This window comes from Streptomyces sp. NPDC020958 (genome assembly GCF_055562175.1).
Genome location: NZ_JBVHFU010000019.1, coordinates 43421 through 60875, shown reverse-complemented (window position 1 = coordinate 60875; position 17455 = coordinate 43421). Strand labels below are relative to the sequence as shown.

The 17455-nt window shown below is 72.9% G+C and carries 19 protein-coding genes; 8 read left to right on the top strand and 11 right to left on the bottom strand.

Annotated features, from left to right (window positions below):
• Window positions 1-31 precede the first annotated feature (31 nt).
• Together ACZ3KP_RS35875 and ACZ3KP_RS35870 are read left to right on the top strand one after the other, a co-directional pair.
• Complete coding sequence (locus ACZ3KP_RS35875) at window positions 32-1318, top strand: MFS transporter (RefSeq protein ID WP_467504761.1); 1287 nt, start codon at window positions 32-34, stop codon at window positions 1316-1318.
• 78 nt (window positions 1319-1396) lie between these two features.
• The gene (locus ACZ3KP_RS35870; RefSeq protein ID WP_467504759.1) at window positions 1397-2098 is read left to right on the top strand and encodes an SDR family oxidoreductase; all 702 of its coding nucleotides are present in this window, start codon (window positions 1397-1399) and stop codon (window positions 2096-2098) included.
• 52 nt (window positions 2099-2150) lie between these two features.
• Here the strand turns inward: ACZ3KP_RS35870 and ACZ3KP_RS35865 are convergent, their stop codons facing one another.
• Entirely contained in the window at window positions 2151-2753 is a 603-nt protein-coding gene (locus ACZ3KP_RS35865; protein ID WP_467504758.1) for an Rv1733c family protein, read from the bottom strand.
• A gap of 169 nt (window positions 2754-2922) precedes the next feature.
• Window positions 2923-4641 (bottom strand): sensor histidine kinase, encoded by a 1719-nt coding sequence (locus ACZ3KP_RS35860; protein WP_467504756.1) that lies wholly within the window; start codon window positions 4639-4641, stop codon window positions 2923-2925.
• Window positions 4642-4808: 167 nt separating this feature from the next.
• Here ACZ3KP_RS35860 and ACZ3KP_RS35855 point away from each other — a divergent pair, with 167 nt between their 5' ends.
• The 6 genes from ACZ3KP_RS35855 to ACZ3KP_RS35830 all read left to right on the top strand — a co-directional run bounded on the left by ACZ3KP_RS35855 (window position 4809) and on the right by ACZ3KP_RS35830 (window position 8310).
• Window positions 4809-5042, top strand: coding sequence for a hypothetical protein (locus ACZ3KP_RS35855; RefSeq protein WP_467504754.1), 234 nt, complete (start codon window positions 4809-4811; stop codon window positions 5040-5042).
• Window positions 5043-5153: 111 nt separating this feature from the next.
• A complete protein-coding gene (locus ACZ3KP_RS35850; protein ID WP_467504752.1) occupies window positions 5154-6038 on the top strand; it encodes a universal stress protein in 885 nt (294 codons plus the stop codon).
• A gap of 31 nt (window positions 6039-6069) precedes the next feature.
• Window positions 6070-6267, top strand: a complete 198-nt coding sequence (locus ACZ3KP_RS35845; RefSeq protein ID WP_467504750.1) for a hypothetical protein — start codon at window positions 6070-6072, stop codon at window positions 6265-6267.
• 174 nt (window positions 6268-6441) lie between these two features.
• Window positions 6442-6729, top strand: a complete 288-nt coding sequence (locus tag ACZ3KP_RS35840) for a DUF1876 domain-containing protein (protein ID WP_467504749.1) — start codon at window positions 6442-6444, stop codon at window positions 6727-6729.
• Between the two features lie 49 nt (window positions 6730-6778).
• Window positions 6779-7705 carry a pyridoxamine 5'-phosphate oxidase family protein gene (locus ACZ3KP_RS35835; RefSeq protein ID WP_467504747.1) on the top strand — a complete coding sequence of 309 codons (927 nt, stop codon included), beginning with the start codon at window positions 6779-6781 and terminating at the stop codon, window positions 7703-7705.
• Between the two features lie 149 nt (window positions 7706-7854).
• Entirely contained in the window at window positions 7855-8310 is a 456-nt protein-coding gene (locus ACZ3KP_RS35830; RefSeq protein ID WP_358973108.1) for a cyclic nucleotide-binding domain-containing protein, read from the top strand.
• Window positions 8311-8358: 48 nt separating this feature from the next.
• On the opposite strand, the gene ACZ3KP_RS35825 is transcribed toward ACZ3KP_RS35830, so the two are convergent.
• The 9 genes from ACZ3KP_RS35825 to ACZ3KP_RS35785 form a co-directional block, all read right to left on the bottom strand.
• Entirely contained in the window at window positions 8359-8838 is a 480-nt protein-coding gene (locus tag ACZ3KP_RS35825; protein ID WP_467504745.1) for a hydrogenase maturation protease, read from the bottom strand.
• On the bottom strand, window positions 8835-10166 hold the full coding sequence (locus tag ACZ3KP_RS35820; RefSeq protein WP_467504743.1) for a Ni/Fe hydrogenase subunit alpha: 1332 nt from the start codon (window positions 10164-10166) through the stop codon (window positions 8835-8837). Before ACZ3KP_RS35820 ends, ACZ3KP_RS35825 begins: the two co-directional genes overlap by 4 nt.
• The gene (locus ACZ3KP_RS35815; protein ID WP_358973099.1) at window positions 10163-11044 is read right to left on the bottom strand and encodes an NADH-quinone oxidoreductase subunit B family protein; all 882 of its coding nucleotides are present in this window, start codon (window positions 11042-11044) and stop codon (window positions 10163-10165) included. Before ACZ3KP_RS35815 ends, ACZ3KP_RS35820 begins: the two co-directional genes overlap by 4 nt.
• Before the next feature lies 1 nt (window position 11045).
• A complete protein-coding gene (locus ACZ3KP_RS35810) occupies window positions 11046-11864 on the bottom strand; it encodes an FAD/NAD(P)-binding protein (protein ID WP_467504741.1) in 819 nt (272 codons plus the stop codon).
• Window positions 11861-13033 carry a 4Fe-4S dicluster domain-containing protein gene (locus ACZ3KP_RS35805; protein ID WP_467504739.1) on the bottom strand — a complete coding sequence of 391 codons (1173 nt, stop codon included), beginning with the start codon at window positions 13031-13033 and terminating at the stop codon, window positions 11861-11863. The genes ACZ3KP_RS35810 and ACZ3KP_RS35805 overlap by 4 nt, the downstream gene beginning before the upstream one ends.
• Before the next feature lie 245 nt (window positions 13034-13278).
• On the bottom strand, window positions 13279-13953 hold the full coding sequence (locus tag ACZ3KP_RS35800; protein WP_358973090.1) for a CBS domain-containing protein: 675 nt from the start codon (window positions 13951-13953) through the stop codon (window positions 13279-13281).
• 182 nt (window positions 13954-14135) lie between these two features.
• Entirely contained in the window at window positions 14136-15005 is an 870-nt protein-coding gene (locus tag ACZ3KP_RS35795; protein ID WP_467504737.1) for a universal stress protein, read from the bottom strand.
• 178 nt (window positions 15006-15183) lie between these two features.
• On the bottom strand, window positions 15184-16599 hold the full coding sequence (locus tag ACZ3KP_RS35790; protein WP_467504736.1) for a DEAD/DEAH box helicase: 1416 nt from the start codon (window positions 16597-16599) through the stop codon (window positions 15184-15186).
• A gap of 129 nt (window positions 16600-16728) precedes the next feature.
• Window positions 16729-17433 (bottom strand): NTP transferase domain-containing protein, encoded by a 705-nt coding sequence (locus tag ACZ3KP_RS35785; RefSeq protein ID WP_467504735.1) that lies wholly within the window; start codon window positions 17431-17433, stop codon window positions 16729-16731.
• Between the last annotated feature and the right edge of the window lie 22 nt (window positions 17434-17455).

Genomic DNA, 17455 nt, shown 5'->3' with positions numbered 1-17455 from the left:
TGTCCTTGAGCTGTTACGGAGCGTAATCACCTTGCATACCCTTCGCGGTTCCGGTCTGTTCCGGAACCGGGACTTCTCGCTGCTGCTGGGCGGCCAGCTGGTCTCCGCGACAGGCGACCAGGCCCATTTCATGGCCCTGCCGCTGATCGTGCTGGCCCTCACCGGGTCGCCCACCCAAGCCGGGCTCGTGCTCGGCCTCGGCACCTTCTCCTTCTTGGCGTTCGGTCTGGTTGCCGGCGCCCTCGTCGACCGGTGGGACCGCAAGGCCACCATGATCTGGTGCGAGCTCGGCCGGGCCGCGCTGACCGGCGGCGTCGCCGTCGCGCTGTGGCTGAACAGGCCCACCATGCCCCAGTTGTACGCGACCGCGGTGCTGGCCGGGATCCTGACCACGCTGTTCCAAGTGGCGAACACGGCGGCGCTGCCCAATGTGGTCGGTCCGCGGCAGTTGTCCGCCGCGCTCGGTTACTCACAGTCCGTCGCCGGTGCGGTGGGCGTTTTCGGGGCGTCACTCGCCGGTGCCCTCTATGCCGCAGGCCGGACCGTGCCGTTCGCGGTCAACGCGGCCTCCTTCGCGGTGTCCGCGGTGTCGCTGTGCTTGATGCGTGCTCGGTTCCAAGTGGACCGGCAGGACGTGCGCACGACGTTCCGCCTCACCACCGAGATCCGGGAGGGGCTCGGCTGGCTCTGGCGCCAGCCGGTCGTCCGCTTTCTCACACTGGTCTCGGCCGCCGACAAGGTGCGCTACGGCGCCGGATACCTGTTGATCATCACACTCGCTCGGCAGGTGGGCGCCTCGCCCCTGTGGATCGGTGTCGTCTTCAGCGGCGCGGCGGCCGGTTCCATGGCGGGGGCGCTGGTCTCGGACAGGGCGACACGCCGCTTTCCGCTGGGCCGGATCGCCGTGGTGATGCTGTGGTTGGAGGCCTTGATGTTCCCGCTGTACGCCCTCGCACCCAGCCCGCTGGTGCTGTCAGCGGTCGCGGCCGCCGAGTCGCTGGTGGCCCCGGTCCATACGGTGGCCCTGACCACCCACCAGTTGGCCATCACCCCCGACGAGCTGCGGGGCCGGGCGACGAGCGCGGTCTCCACGCTCACCACGGGAGCCTTGTCGATCGGCACGCTTGCAGGCGGCGCGCTGATCACGACACTGGGCGCCGAGCCGCTGGTCTGGCTCTGCGGGGCATGGCTGCTCGTCCTGGCCCTCCTCACGACCGCCAACCGGGCTGTGCGGCAGGCGCCGCCGGCGGGTGCGCCTCCTCAGCAGCGGGCCGCCGGACGGCAAGGGACAAACGCCCGGTGCTCACGGCCTTCCTGATGCTGGACTTGCCCCGGGAAACTGATCGGTTTACAGTGAGGGAAACCGATCAGTTTCCTTTTCTTCGGAGGTACCGTCATGACCGCTCTCAAGGGCGCCAACGTCTTCGTCACCGGCGGCAGCCGGGGCATCGGCAAGGCTCTGGTGGAGGAGCTGTACGCGCGCGGCGCCGGGAAGGTCTACGCCACCGCACGGGACCCGCGCGCTGTCACGCATCCCGACGCCGTTCCCGTGGCGCTGGAAGTCACCGACCCCGCCTCTGTGGCGGCCGCCGCCGCGCAGGCGGGAGACGTCACCGTGCTGATCAACAACGCGGGCGCCTCGGTCGGCGCGTCCTTCCTCGGCTCCCCGGTCGACGACGTACGCCGGGAGTTCGAGACCAACTTCTACGGCCCGCTGCTTGTCACCCGGGCCTTCGTGCCCGTCATCGAGCGCAACGGCGGCGGCCACCTCCTCAACGTGCACTCCGTGCTCTCCTGGATCGCCCTCGGCGGTTCCTACAGCGCGTCCAAGGCCGCGCTGTGGTCGCAGACCAACTCCCTGCGCCTGGAGCTGCAGCCGCGCGGCATCGCGGTGACCGGCCTGCACGTCGGATACGTGGACACGGATCTGACGGCGGACGTCGACGCCCCCAAGTCCGACCCCCGTGACGTCGCCGCACTCGCCCTGGACGGCGTCGAGAGCGGAGCGTACGAGGTCCTCGCCGACGACATCTCACGGCAGGTCAAGGCAGGCCTCGCGGGGGACCTCACGGGCCTGTACCCCCAGTTGGCGAAGTAGCCCCCGGCCCCCGGTCACCGGCTGTCGCGCGTCCCGGCCGGTGCCGCCGCCTTCAGCCCCTGCCTCCGCTCAGGTTCCCCCAGCGCGGTCCGGTCTTCTTCCACTCCTCGTCCCACTCGGCCAGCCGACGGCGGACGAGCCGCACCCGGATGCCCTTGCCGACGGCCCAGACGGCGGCACCGGCCAGTGGGCCGACGAGGATGCCGGTCAGGGCCGCCTGCACGGTCGCCGCCGTCGCGGAGACGGGTGCGCCGACCACATGGCCGGCCCGGTCCGCCCAGATCGGCACGCGGGTGCCGGCCGGGGCACCCGCGGGGACGACCGCCTGGCCCGTGTGCACGGAACCGTCCGGGTCGGTCCAGCGCACGGCCGCCCGAACCTGCCAGTCGCCGTACTTCCCGTCGCCCGCCGGGACCCCCGGCGTGCCGTCGGTGACCACGGCGGTCGCGGTGTGGACCTGGGACGCCCGTGCCGCGGACGCCGCGTCGGTGACCCGCGCCGCCGTCGCGCCGGCGAAGACCGCGCAGGCCACGGCGAGTATCCAGCCGATGGCGATGATCCAGCCCTCGATCACGTCGCTGCGCCGCCTGAGCGGATTGCGCCGCCAGTGCCACAGCCGTACCGGGGTGACGGTCGCCGGAGGGGTCTTTGCCATGGCCGCCGCCTCCTCTCAGAGCCCGCGTCGCCCGGCCGGGGCGGGTGGGGCCGCCATCGCGCGGGGCGCCCGCCCGGGCATCTCCAGGCTGCCGCCCCGCACCCGCGGGGTCTTGGGCCGAGTGGCCCCGGCCCGCTGCCCCGGTAGGCCCTGCGCCGACCGGGGACGCCTACTCCGCCGGCAGGGGGACATGCCATTCCAGCGTGGTGCCACCGCCGTCGGCACACACGATCTCCAACGTCCCGCCGAGTTGTTCCGCACGCTCGGCCATGTTCCGCAGCCCGCTGCGGCGGCCGCCGGACGGGATGCCCACGCCGTCGTCGCAGACCGTCAGACGTATCTCGCGGCCGTCGGTGGCCAGCGTGACCGTGGCCCGGTGGGCGTGGGCATGCCGGGCGACGTTGGTCAGCGCCTCGGAGAGCACGGCCACCACATGGTCGCCGATCTCGCGGGGCACGTCGGTGTCCAGCAGGCCCTCCATGCGCACGCCGGGCGCGAAGCCCAGGACCGGTGCGGCCCGGCCGACCGTCTGGACGGCTCTCGCGCGCAGCCCGCCGCGGCCGACGTCGCCATGGGCCCGGAGGCCGAAGATGGACGACCTGATGATCTTGATGGTCTCGTCCAGGTCGTCGACGGCCCGCAGCACCCGCTCGGACGCCTCCGGGTGATCGATGAAGCGCCCGGCGCTCTGCAGCGTCATCCCGGTGGCGAACAGCCGCTGGATGGCCAGGTCGTGCAGGTCCCGGGCGATCCGGTCGCGGTCCTGGAGCACCGCGACCTGCTGGGCGTCCTGTCGTCGGTCGGCCAGCTCCATCGCGATCGCGGCCTGCGCGGCGAAGCCCTGCAGCATCTCGGTCTCCTTGTGGGCGTAGACGGGCCGCCCGGCTTCGCGGGCCAGCAGCACCACACCGCGCACCCCGCCCTCGCCGGTGCCGATGGGGACGGCCACGGCGGGGCCGAGCCCGTCGAAGCGCGGAGGTTCGGAAGAGACCCGGGCATCGTGGGTGACGTCGTCGCTGGCGACCGGTGCCGCGGTGGAGAACGCCAGCCCCATCAAGGTCCCGCGCAGGGGCAGCACCAGACCCCGGTGCGCGTCCGCGTCCAGTCCCACCGCGATCTCGACACCCAGGGACGCGTTGTCCTCCCAGGGCAGGGCGACCGCCGCCAGCGCGGAGCCGGATATCTCCTTGGCGCGCCCCGCGATCAGGTGCAGGGCCTCGGCCCGACCGCTGCAGGACATCAGACTGTGGGTGATCTCCGCGTTCGCCCGCAGCCACCGCTCCCGAAGCCGGGAGTCCTCGTAGAGACGGGCGTTGTCGATCGCCACGCCGGCCGCCACGGCCAGGGTGGCGAGCACCGACGCGTCCTCCTCGTCGAACTGGAGCCCACCGCGCTTGTCGGTCAGGTAGAGGTTGCCGAAGACCTGGTCGCGGACCCGGATCGGGACACCCAGGAAACGGTTCATCGGCGGGTGTCGGTCCGGGAAACCGTAGGAGGCGGGGTGCTGGGAGAGCTTCTCCAGACGCAGCGGCCGCGGATCGCGGATCAGTTCGCCGAGGATGCCGTGGCCCTCGGGCAGCGGCCCGATCGCGGCGACCTGCTCGTCGGTGACCCCGACGGTGTGGAACGCCGACAGACTGCCGCCGTCGGGTCCGATGACGCCCAGGGCCGCGTACTCGGCGTCCACCAGGATGGCGGCGGCCCTGACGATGGAGCGCAGGGCCTGCTCCAGGTCCAGCTCGCAGCCGACGGAGAGAAGCGCCTCCAACAGGCTGTGCACGCGGTCCCGGGTGCCCCGGGCAGCGTCCAGCCTGGCCTGCAGCTCGTCCAGCAGCTCGTCGAGTTTCAGCTGCGGCAGCAGGACGCGGAGCTCATCGGGAGTCTCCACCGCGCTCCTCCTCGGTCCCGGTGCACCGGCCCGGCCTCCTCGGATCGTCTCCACGGTATCCCGCCCCGGCGAAGGACGGCACGCCCAACAGAGGGCAGGCCGTCCGGCGGGGACCGGCCAGGCTCCCGAGCGTACGCGGGCCGGTCGGGTCGGGTGTTCAACACGGTTTGAGCAGGCTGGAGTTGTGCGCGACGCAGGCCGCGGGACTCCTCCCGGGGAGCCGGTCAGGGCGGCTCCAGGGCCTCGCCGTCTTCGACGCGCTGCCCGCCGCCCCGCCGGTCGGGGGCCGGTTGCCGCGGGCGTACCTGTGGCACCGCACCGGTGACCGGCTGCGCACCACCCGGGGTGCCACGGCGGCGGCCCGCCGCGTGGGGCCGAACAGGCCGGATCCGGGTCTCTGAAGTCCCTTTCACGGAGGCCGGGGACCAATGGCCCCTGGCAGCGGGTCCGAGCCAGGACTTGCATGGGAGCACGGGCACCCGCCGCGCCACAGCAGCGAGGAGGCGAGCACCATGACCGCTCCCGCACCGAGCGACCGCCGTCCCGTCGTGATCGGAGTCGATGCAGATCCGGCCCATCGGTCGGCACTGGCCTGGGCGGCCGACGAGGCGGCCCGGCGGCACGTTCCGCTGCGTGCGGTCCACGCCGAGGGCGTGCCGACCCGGGGTTACCGGGGAGGGGCGGTCCCGCCGTCCTGGGAGGAGTGGAACGAGGAACTGCACCGCAGCGGGAAGCAGATCCTCACGGAGGTGGTGGATTTCGTCGCGGCCAGGCATCCCGGCATCGATGTGGACGCCGTGCTCGCGGAGGGGGAGCCCGCGTGGGTGCTGGGGGAACAGAGCCGCGACGCCACAGCCGTCGTGCTGGGCTCGCGCCACCTGGGCCGGGCTCGGGAAGTGTTCGGTTCCGCGTCGGTCGCCCTGCCCGTCATGGCACACGCCCGGTGTCCCGTGGTCGTCGTACCGGAACCGGAGCACGTGACGCAGGACCCGGCGTACTACGTGGTCGGTGTCGACGGCAGCGAGCACTCCGGCGCGGCGGTCGACCTGGCCTTCCAGGAGGCCGCACTGCGCGGAGCCGAGGTGCGGGCGCTGTACGTGTGGCAGCCCGGTCCCCTGCGGATCTTCGACGAGTACGAACCCCAGCAGGAGTGCCGCCGGCTGCTCTCCGAGACGGTGGCCGGCCGCCGGGCCCGCTACCCGGACGTGGAGCTGCGGCACGAGCTGGTCGTCGGCCATCCGGTGCAGGCGCTCGCCGACGCCTCGGCGCACGCGCTGGGTCTGGTGGTGGGTACCCGTGGACGTGGTGGCTTCACCGGCATGCTGCTGGGCTCGGTCAGTCAGGGCGTCCTGCACCACGCCCGCTGCCCTGTCATCGCCGTTCCCACCGGGACGTGAAGGTCAGCGTCCCCGACGGAGAGGAGTGACCATGAGCAAGCCCACGTCCGCCGGCCGGCGGGCCGTGCGCGCCCCCTGCGGCGCCCGGCTGCCGTCGGCGAGCCAGGCCCGGCCGCGGGCGGCGGTCGGTTCCGTCCGCCCGCGCCGGACGGGCCACGACCGGCTGCTCCTGTCGGACGGCACCTGGCGGCACGTGGAGACGATCCGCGTGCGGAGTCTGTTCGGCTGACCCGGCCCCTTGTGCGAAGCACGTGGCACGCTCACGGACACCGGGGCCCCTCCGCGGCGGCCCGTCCGCCTCCTGGGGCCGTACGCCGGTCGCTCGGGGACTTTCGGCCCTGTGCCGCACGCGGGTTCCGTCCGACAGTGGAGGGTGGAAGACGGACCACCCCAGGAGAGAGCGATGTCGCACACAGGTCAGTGGAAGGTACGCCTCCACCTCTTCGAGGAAGACGACGGCACGACCAAGGCACACGTGGTGCTGGACACCGGCACCACGGAACTCTCCGGCAACGGAACGGCGCACTGCCACCCGGCGGACACGAACGTGCCGGAGATCGGGGACGAACTGGCGACGGGCAGGGCCATGAACGATCTCGCCCGGCAGCTGCTGAGCACCGCCGACCGGGACATCCGAGGCATGGCCGAAGCCCGGCCGGACGTCCGGCAGACCTCCGGATGGCCGGTCTGATCCCCGGCGGGCAGGAGGTCGGGACACGGGAAGGAGAGAGGAGCCGATCATGCGCGCTCACCTCGGCGACCAACTCGTCATCGAAACCCCGGCGGCGACCGGCGCCGCCCGGCGCGACGGAGAGATCGTCGGACTCCATCACGACGACGGCACGCCCCCGTACGACGTGCGCTGGTCGGACACGGACCAGGTGACGCTCGTGTTCCCGGGGCCCGACGCCCGCGTCCGCCATCTCGAACGCGCACAGCGCGCCCCCGGCCGCGAGGTACCGCCGCAGGCGGACGCGACGCAGGCGGACGCGACGCAGGCGGTAATCCCGACCGGGACGGTCGGCCCCGGCGACATAGGCCGACGGGTGGCCGCGCTACGCCGCAGGCGAGGACTCAGCCGCGCGGAGGCCGCCCACCGGGCCCGGATGGCCCCCGACTACCTGGCCTACCTCGAAGAACAGCCCGCCGATCCGTCGATGTCGGCGTTGATCAGGCTGGCCACCGCACTGGGCACCTCGGTCGCCGCCCTGCGCGGCGGAGGCATGGAACTGCCCCCCGGCCAGGGGCGTGCCCTGTTCCGTCCGCTGCTGCGGGACCTCGACGCGGACGAGTGCCGTGCCCTGCTGTCCACGCACGGGGTGGGACGCATCGCGGTGACGTCGGCCGACGGCCGTCCGGCGGTCGTACCGGTCAATTACGAGGTCGTCCACGACGCCATCGTGTTCCGGACCGCCCCCCACTCGGTGGCCGCGTCCGCCGCCGGGACGGAGGCCGCCTTCGAGGTGGACCATGTGGACGAGGCCCTGAGCCGGGGCTGGAGCGTGCTCGCCGTCGGTCCCGCGAGCGTGGTGACGGATCCGGAGGCCGTGCGCGGGCTCGCCCTGCGCGCGCACAGCACGCCCTGGGCCGGTGGTGCCCGGGAGATGTGGATCTCGATCAGGCCGACGAGCCTGACGGGCCGTCGGATCACCGCGGCCGATCAGTGAGGGACGTCCCCGAGCCGCCGGTGCGTGCGGTTGCCCGTCATGGTGACGACTCCTCGCCGTGACCGCCGTATGTCTTCCCGGTGGTGCCGGGCAACGCAGGAGCCCAGGCTGGAAGGACGCCTCCCGTCCCGCCGGAAGGAGCCCGTGCGATGGCCGCCGCCACCATGAACGCAGCGCTTGCGTCCGCGCACCGCGAGCGGCTGATGCGGTGTGCCCGCGAGGTCTCCTTCGCGGCCGGAACCCGGCTCTTCGAGGAGGGGCTGCCCGCCGAGCGATTCTGGGTCGTACGGACCGGAGCCGTCGCCCTGGATCTGCTCGTGCCCGGTCGGCGTCCCGCCGTCGTCGAGACCCTCGGGCGGGGTGACCTGGTCGGCTGGTCCTGGCACTTCCCGCCGTACCTCTGGCAGCTGGGGGCCGAGGCGATGAGCCCGGTACAGGCCTGGGAGTTCGACGCCCGGACCGTCCGGGAGACGTGCGCCGACGACGCCGAGTACGGCCGGGCGATCGCCGTCTGGGTCGGGCGGGTGGTCGCCCGGCGGCTGCAGGCCTCCCGGATCCGCCTGCTCGACCTGTACGCCCCCCGCGGAAGCGGTGGACTGACGTGACCGTGCGGGGGGGGGGACGTGCGATTGCGGTGCCGTAGCTCGAAGCCTCTACGGCCCGTGGTGGCGTTCGTACGCCTGTCGCACGGAGACGGCCACGCGTTCCGTCAGCTCGGGCAGGGCGGAGCGCACCGGGTCGCTCAAATGCTCGCCGAGTCCGAGGTCGGCCGCCTCCACGGCGTGCACCACGAGCCTCGGCGGCATGCGGTCGAGGGTCTCCGCAAGGGCCAGACACTCCCCCAGGCCCAAGGCGTGCGTGCTCGCCGTGGCCCGTGCGTGCCCGGCGGCCTCCGCGGGTTTCAGTGTGTGCAGCTCACCGGGTCGGCCCGGGCGGCTGCACAGTGCTTCCACGATGATCACGGTGTCCGCGTCGCACCACAGGTCGAGCAGCCTGGCGGGCTCGCCGTCGCTGACCGTGAGCACAGTGCCGTCGGGTACCCGGCCCCGTAGTGCCTCCACCACCGCCGGGCCGATCCCGTCGTCACCGCGCAGCGGATTGCCCACGCCGATCACCACGATCCGGGGGCTCATGCGTGTTCCACGGTCACGTCGAGGAAGTGGGCGGCGCAGGAGATGCAGGGGTCGTGGTTACGGATGGCCCGTTCACACACATGGATGAGTTCGTCGTCGTCAGCGGGGGGACCGTCCCGGTCCAGGCATGACTGGACCGCCCTGCGGACGTCCTCCTCGACGGCCCTCTGGTTCTGGGCGGTGGGCGGGACGATGCGGGCTGCGGTGAGCGTGCCGTCCCCGGCGAGGGCGTAGCGGTGGTAGAGCAGGCCGCGGGGCGCCTCGGTCGCTCCCACGCCGACCGCCTCCCGCGGCGGTACCTCGACGGCGGGCCGGGGAGGCCGTTCGTAGCCGTCGATGATGCGCAGGGCTTCTTCGAGGGCGTGGACGACCTCGACGGCGCGTACGACGATGCTCCGGAAGGGGTTGTCGCAGACGGCGCCCGCGGTCGGATCACCCAGTCCGGCGTCCCGCGCCGCGTCGGCCGCCACGGGGTGCAGCCAACGGCCGTTGACGGCGTAGCGGGCCAGCGGTCCGGTCAGGAAACGGCGGCCGTCCAGGGTGGCGGTGAGCGCGGTGGAGTGCGGTACCTGTTCTTCGCGTACGTGCTCTTCGAAGTCGGACAGGGGGAACCCGCGCGGCGCCGGGTCCAGGACCGTGGGCGTCCCGGAGTCGATGGCGTAGCGGCCGGGCTCGCTGAGTGCGAGCAGGGCGTGGTCGCACACGGCGTCGGGAAAGTCGAACGCCGCCACCCAGCGGACCGTCTCCAGCGCGTCGTCCCGTGCCTGACGCAGCCGGTCCGCCAGGGGCCGCAGTTCGTCAGGTGCCGGGGTCCGGTGGAAGCCGCCGATCCGGATGTTGACCGGATGGACGGGGCGTCCGCCGAGCTGTTCGAGGATCGCGTTGCCGGCCTGCTTGACGCGTAGCCCTCGTTCGACGGCCGGGCGCTGGTCGCGGGCGAGTTCCACGACGTCGGCGCGGCCCAGGAAGTCCGGGGCGTGCAAGAGGTGGATGTGCAGGGCGTGGCTCTCGATCCACTCGCCGCAGTAGAGCAGGCGGCGCAGGTCCGCGAGGGGGCCGTCCACCGTGACACCGCAGGCGTTCTCGATCGCCTGGCAGGCGCTCATCTGGTAGGCGACCGGGCAGATGCCGCAGATGCGGGAGGTGATGTCGGGGGGCTCGGCGTGGCCCCGGCCGGTCAGGAGGGCCTCGAAGAAGCGCGGCGGTTCGTAGATGCGCAGCCGTGTCCCGGTGACCGAACCGTCCTCGACACGTAGGTGGAGGGCCGCCTCGCCCTCCACCCTGGCCAGCGCGTCCAGCCGCAGGACGCGGGTTCCGCGAGGCTTCATACCGGCCTTTCGGGACGGGTTCGCGAGCCACTCGGGGAGCGGTGGCACTCCTCGGCCGCGAGTTCGGGTACGGGGGCATGTTCCGGCGCCGTGGCGTTGAAGGTGCGGAAGACACGCTGGATGTCCCGCTCGCTCATCCCGTCGCGGTGCAACTGGGCGACCATGGACCGCAGATTGGGCTGTTCCGAGGGGCCGAAGCAGCCGTAGCAGCCGCGTCCGTAGGCGGGGCAGATCGCGCCGCATCCGGCGTGCGTGACGGGGCCGAGGCAGGGTGTCCCGTGGGCGACGGTGACGCAGGTGGTGCCGCGCCGCTTGCACTCGAAGCACACGCTCTGGCTCGGGATCCGCGGCTTGCGCCCGGCCAGGTAGGCGGTGATGACCTCGAGGAGCTGGCGTCGGTCGATGGGGCAGCCGCGCAGCTCGAAGTCGACCGGCACGTGCGCCGAGATCGGTGTCGAGGTGCCGAGCGTGGAGATGTACTCCGGGCGGGCGTAGACCGCCGCGAGGAACTCGTCGACGTCGGCGAAGTCACGCAGGGCCTGGATGCCCCCGGCGGTGGCGCAGGCTCCGATGGTCACCAGGTACCGGGAGACACGGCGGACGTGCCGGATCCGCTCCGCGTCCTCGGCGGTGGTGATCGACCCCTCGACGAGGGAGAGGTCGTAGGGCCCCCGGCCCGCCGGGCGTGCGCGCTCCCCGTCGGTGCCGCCCTCGGCGGAGGTCATCTCCAGGAAGTGGTCGATCCGCAGCCGGTCGGCGAGGCCGAGGAGCTCGTCCTCGCAGTCGAGCAGGGTGAGCTGGCAGCCGTCGCAGGAGGCGAACTTCCACACGGCGAGCGTGGGCCGGTGGCCGGGGGCCGGTACGGGTTCGGTGACCATGTCACAGCTCCCTGACAAGGAGCAGCTGCGCCACGCGGTCGTAGCCGACGACCGGACCGTCCCGGCACAGCAGGAGCGGGCCGAGCTGGCAGTGGCCGCAATGGCCGGTGGCGCAGCGCATGTTCCGTTCCAGGGACACCTGGACGCGGTCCGGGGCCAGTCCCCGGGCGACGAGGTCGCGTGCGGTGTGCCGCATCATCACTTCGGGCCCGCACACCAGCGCGCGGGTCCGACCGGGGCGCAGGTCCAGGCGGTCCAGGAGGGTGGTGACCACGCCGACCGCGCCGCGCCAGCCGGGGCCCGGGCGGTCGACGGTCACCGCCACCTCCGCCGGGCCTCGCCAGCTCTCGATCTCGTCCCGGTAGGCCAGGTCGGCCGGGGTACGGGCGCCCACCAGGACCGCGAACCGACCGTATGCGTCCCGCTGTTGCAGGACGGCGTGCACGACCGGCCGGAGCGGGGCCAGACCGATGCCTCCGGCGATCACCAGCAGGTCCTGCCCGGCCGCCGCCGTCAGGTCCCAGCCGGTGCCGTAGGGCCCGCTGAGACCTACGGTGTCACCGGGGCGCAGCCGGTACAGAGCCGCCGAGACCGCGCCCACGGCACGCACGGTGTGCACCAGACCGCCCCGGGGACCGCGCAGGGCGCTGACCGAGACGGGTACCTCGCCGACCCCGAAGGCGTAGATCATCGCGAACTGTCCCGGTGCGAACGGCGGCAGTCCGGGTCCGGCCGGAACCAGCTCGATCGACCGGGTGTCGGCGGTCTCCGCCCAGGTGCCGGCGACCCGGTGGGGCAGCGGCGGTGCCACGGTGCTCACGGCTCCGCCCCTCCCGAGCGTGTCCAGTCGTGCAGGGCGGCGGCCTCCTCCGTGATGTCGATGCCGACCGGGCACCACACGATGCAGCGTCCGCATCCCACGCAACCCGACGAGCCGAACTGGTCGTACCAGGTGCCGAGTTTGTGGGTCATCCACTGCCGGTAGCGGCTGCGCGCGGAGGCGCGGACCGGGCCGCCGTGCAGCTGGGAGAAGTCCAGGTCGAAGCACGAATCCCACAGCCGCCAGCGCTCCGCGTGGTCTCCGGTGAGGTCGGTGACGTCCTCGCTGGTGGTGCAGAAGCAGGTGGGGCACACCATGGTGCAGTTGCCGCAGGTCAGGCACCGTCCGGCGACGTCGTCCCAGCGGGGGGCGTCGAGCGTCGCGGCCATCAGCTCCCGAAGGTCCGTTTCGGGCATGGTGCGACCCATGCGGTCCGCGGCGTCCGCGACGCCCGCGCGGGCCGTCTCGCGGGTTTCCGGGTCGGCCGGGCGGACCGGCAGCCCGGTCAGGATCGCGGCGCCTTCCGCGCTGCCGCTGCGGACCCAGAAACGGTGCCCGGTCCCGTCCACCACCTCGGTCATGGCCAGGTCGTAGCCGGGGCCGGTGGCGGGCCCGCTGCCCATCGAGACGCAGAAGCAGGTCGCACCGGGTTCCGTGCACTCGACCACGATCAGCAACGCTCCGTCCCGCCGTCCCTCGTAGCCGGGGTCGCGGTGCGTCCCACCGGTCAGCACCCGATCCTGGACGGCGATGGCCCGCAGGTCGCACGGGCGCACGCCGAGGAAGGCGTAGCGCGGGGGCGTGGGCCGGTCGGCCGCGATGACCAGCCCGTCCTCCGTCCGGTCGGCGCTCCACTCCCGCACCCGTGGCGGGTGCAGGAACGGCTTCCAGGACTGCGGGCCCGCCGCGTGCGCGAAGGCCGCCCCGTCGGACCGCTCACGCAGCCGGTAGCGCCCCGCCTCCAGTTCGACGCCCCAGCCGTACGGCAGCTCGTCGGCCGACCGCAGTTCCGCGAGGACGATCGCGTCGTCCCGCACCGTGGGGCCCACGACCGTGTACCCGCGCCTGATCAGCGCGTCCACCAGCGCCGCCATGCCGTCCTTGCCCATGACGAACCCGTCGGACGACGGAGCGGCCGGGGAGGCGTTCACATCGGCGCCGACGGCCATGACCGACCTCCTTCGGCACGAAGCCTTTCGCGGTCATCGTCTCAAGCGCCGGTCAGGCGTGCCACCGAGGACAGCGGACCCCGCCGATGCGTTTCGCCGCCACTCGGTGGGCGACCGCAGCGCCGGTCTGCGGCAGGTCGGGGAGACCGACTGGCTGCCCGCCGCGCAGGAGGGCGACCGGTTCGTGGGCCGGCCCGCGTCGCCTGACGGCCCGGCGCGGCCGCAGGCGTGGGCTTGCCAGGTGCTCAGGAACCGGAAGCGGCGGACCGCGTGTCGTCGCGCCGCCAGGCGAGGTTCCCGGTGACCGAGACCACGCCGTCCACACCCCGGCAGAGCTGCTCGACGACGGGAACCAGACTCCGGTACTCCACGGTGCCGTTGAGTTCGACCCGCCCTTCGCGCACTTCCGCGGCCACGTCGGCCGGTTCGATGCCGAGCGTGCCGCGCAGCAGTTCCCTGGTGATCTCCTCGCGGATGGCGTCGTCACCGCGCAGGAAGACCCGGAGCAGATCCCCACGGCTGACGATGCCCAGCAGCCGGTCCGCCTCGTCGACCACGGGCAGCCGCTTGACGTGCTGGGTCTCCATGAGGCGGGCCGCCTCCACCACGCTCCAGTCCGGACGGGCGCACACCGCGGGAGCCGACATCAGCTCCTCGGCCCGCGACCCCTCGGCCTTGGCCCGTTCCCAGGCTTCCAGATGCGGGACGGGCGTCCGGCCCGACGGGTCGGCCTGATCGGCGCTCTTGCGCATCAGGTCGGCCTCGGACACGACTCCCAGGGGGCGCCCAAGATCGTCCACCACGGGTACGGCGGTGACGTCGTTGTCCGCCAGCAACCTGACCAGTTCCTTGAACGAGGTGTCCCGCAGGGCCCGGACGACACGCCGGGTCATGAGCTCCTCGACCGTTCGGTGGTGCATGGTGCCTCCCGGATACGGGCCGCCGGTCTCGCGGTCCAGGCGCTCGCCCCGTGCGGGGTCGGGTCCCCCGTGACAGGTGGGGTACAGCACCATTCTGCGCAGCGAGCTGCGGTCATGCGAGACGACGCGCTCCTCGCCGTGCAGGACCGTTCGGCCCCTGCCGTCGCGGTCGCCGACCGGGCTCAGTCGTGAGGAACGACGGCGACGGGGCAGCGCCCGTGATGGACGGCGGCCTGTGCCACAGGGCCCAGGTGGGGCGCCGGACCGAGACGGTGCGCATGTCGGCCGACGACCAGCAGCGCGGCGCCCTCGGCCGCTTGCACGACGGCCTTGGCCGGGCTGTCGAGACCGACACCGTCGGCCACGTCCACCCCCGGGTACTTCTCGCGCCACGGACGGAGCGCCTTGCTCAGCTGCTTCTGCACGTCCCGCGTCATCTCTCCGGCGACGTCCTGGTCCACCCCCCAGGGCACCCGGGCGTGGAGCGGAACGCTTCGGCCGTGGATGGCCAGCAGCGGAACGTTCCGGGCCGCGGCGCAGTGGAAGGCGAAGTCGAGCAGGTCGTCGCAGGACCCGCGCAGTTTCAGGGCCACGACCACGCGGCCCGGGGCGGCTGAGAACGGTGCCTCGTCCCGGCGCCCGGCACGGACGAGGACCACCGGCCGCTCGGCCCGTGCGACCACGGGCATGCTGACGTCACCCAGGAAGTAGCTCTGCACCGACTCCAGACCTCGGGAACCGAGCACCGTCATCTCCGACTCGGACGCCGCTTCCAGGAGGGCGTTGCGCGCATCGTCGGCGACCAGGCTGGTGACGACGGGCAGCCCTGGGTGGAGGGCCTGGAGTTCCGTCTGCGCGTCGTGGACGAGACGCTTCGACCAGTAGTTCTGGTCGAACTCCGCGGCCACGCGGGCCGGTTCGGGGGCCAGCATCGGCCATGCGTGCAGCAGGCGCAGGGTGAGCTCACGTTTTTCGGCCTCGTCGGCCGCCCAGCGGGCGGCGGCGAGACTCTCGGGCGATCCGTCGAGGCCCACGGTGACGACGGGGTGCATGGCGGCGGCCTCCGTCTCCCAGGAAGCTGGCTCTCCCTTTCGAGGATCCCCCGGGCCTCCCGCCCGCCGCACGCGCAGGAGGGGACCCCGGTCGCGGCACCCCGGACGAAAGCGCCCTACGGCCGGCCAGGGGGAGCGTCACGGCATCCGCCGGGAACGGCATCCGCCGGGAACGGGTTCAGCCGCCCCGCCGTACCCGGGCCGCCTCACGGGCCTCCGCGAGCTTGCGGGCCTCGCTGCTCCTGCGGGACGGTCTGCCCCCGGTGCCGCCCTTCGTGTCCTTGGTGCTGCCCAGGCCGCGGAACGGGGCGTTGTGGTTCTTGGGGCGCGGTAGGCCCGGCCCGCCGTCGAGGGGCTTGCCGGAGGGGGCCCTGGCGCCGGTGATCCGGCTCAGCTCCGCCTCGCCCGAGCGCACTCGGGTGACCTCGGGGACGACGTCGGCGGCCGCCATGACCTGGCTCGTCTCGCGGCGCTGTCCCGACAGGGCGAGGGTCACGACGGTGCCGGAGCGGCCCGCCCGGGCCGTGCGGCCGGCGCGGTGGAGATAGTCCTTCGGATCGGTGGCGGGGTCGACGTTGACCACGAGGTCGAGGTCGTCGACGTGCAGGCCGCGTGCGGCGACGTTCGTCGCCACCAGTGCGGTGACCTGTCCGTTCCTGAACTGTGCCAGGGTCCGGGTGCGCTGCGGCTGGGACTTCCCGCTGTGCAGGGCCCCGGCGGCCACACCGCTGGCCCGCAGGTGCCGCGTGAGCAGGTCGACGCCGTGCTTGGTGTCCAGGAACAGCAGGACCCGCCCGTCCCGGGCGGCGATCTCGGTGGTCACCGCGTACCGGTCCGGGCCGTGCACGACGAAGACGTGGTGGTCGATCGCGGAGGCCGCGCCGGTGGCGGGGTCCACGGAGTGGACGGCGGGGTCGCGCAGGTGGCGCCGCACCAGTTGGTCGACGTCGCGGTCGAGGGTGGCGGAGAACAGCATCCGCTGCCCGTCGGGACGCACCTGGTCCAGGATCGCGGTGACCTGGGGCAGGAACCCCATGTCGCACATCTGGTCGGCCTCGTCCAGGACCGTGATGCGTACCCGTCCGAGTCCGCAGCCCTTGCGTTCGACGAGGTCGTGGAGCCGGCCGGGGGTGGCGACGACGATCTCGGCGCCGTCCCGCAGCGCGGCGGCCTGCCGTCCGACCGAGACTCCGCCCACGACGGTCGCGAGCCGCAGCCGCAGCGCCTCGGCGTAGGGGGTGAGCGCCTCGCCGATCTGCTGCGCCAGCTCCCTGGTGGGCACCAGAACGAGCGCGAGCGGCTCCTTCGGCCGCGCGCGCCGCCCGGCCGTGCGGGCGAGCATGCCCAGGCCGAAGGCGAGCGTCTTGCCGGATCCGGTGCGGCCCCGGCCCAGGACGTCCCGGCCCGCGAGCACGTGGGGCAGCGTCGCCGCCTGGACGGGGAAGGGCACCGTCACACTCTGCTCGGCGAGCACCCGCAGGATCTCGGCCGGGAGGCCCAGCTCCGCGAAGGACGCCGCCGGGGGCGGAGCCGCAATGGCGCCCGGCACCTCGTCCTGCCGCCGGGCGTCGGCGGCGCGTGCAGATTCGCTCACAGAGAGCCTTCCTCCGAAGGGACCGTACCGAGGAAGGCGCGGCGGGGATCCGGCCGCCGACCGGACCCGAAGCGGGCGCCGACACAGCGACACTGCAAAAGCTCAAAGCTAGCACAGGGCAGATCCGGGTCAGCCCGAAGGAGTGTTGTAGTTGACGATTCCCTCCACCATGAGGGCGACCGCACCGGCCAACGGGCTGACCCCTCCCGTGCCCACGACCTCGGGCAGCCTGTGCGCCTCGCTCTCGGTGACGGCCACCATCCCCCAGAACGCGTTGAAGCCCGAGGGGTCCGCCGGCTTGTCGGTGGCCGCCCCCACGGTCAGGACGCCGCCCGCCTCGGACACGGCCAGCGCGCCCATCTGCCGCAGCGTGTCGTGGTCCCGTTCCTCGGCGGCCACCACGCTCCAGCCCGCCGTCTCGGCATGTCGCAGGGCGTCGAGGAGCCTGCCCGGCGTGTCCGGGCCGGCGACAACGATGTCGGGCAGAACGAGGGCCACCGGCCCCTGTGTCATCGGCAGGGCGGACCGGATCGCCCCGTCGAGACCGGGTCCGAACGACTCGTCCTGGTACACGAAGACCATCTGGAACGTGTCGGCATAGCGGGCGAGATAGCTCACCGTGTCCAGCTTGTGTGCCGCGAACACGACAACCAGGCGCACGGTGAGTCCGCTCTTGGCGAGTTCGACGACGGCTTCCAGGCTGCGGTCCAGGACGGTGACCCCTGGGGCCAGACAGTGCAGTTCCTTCGGATAGGGAGCTCCGAAACGTGTTCCGTATCCGGCGCAGGGCAGTATGACCGAGACATCGGGTACGGGTGTGGACGAACTCTGCATCGCGTGGCACTCCGGTCGTGTG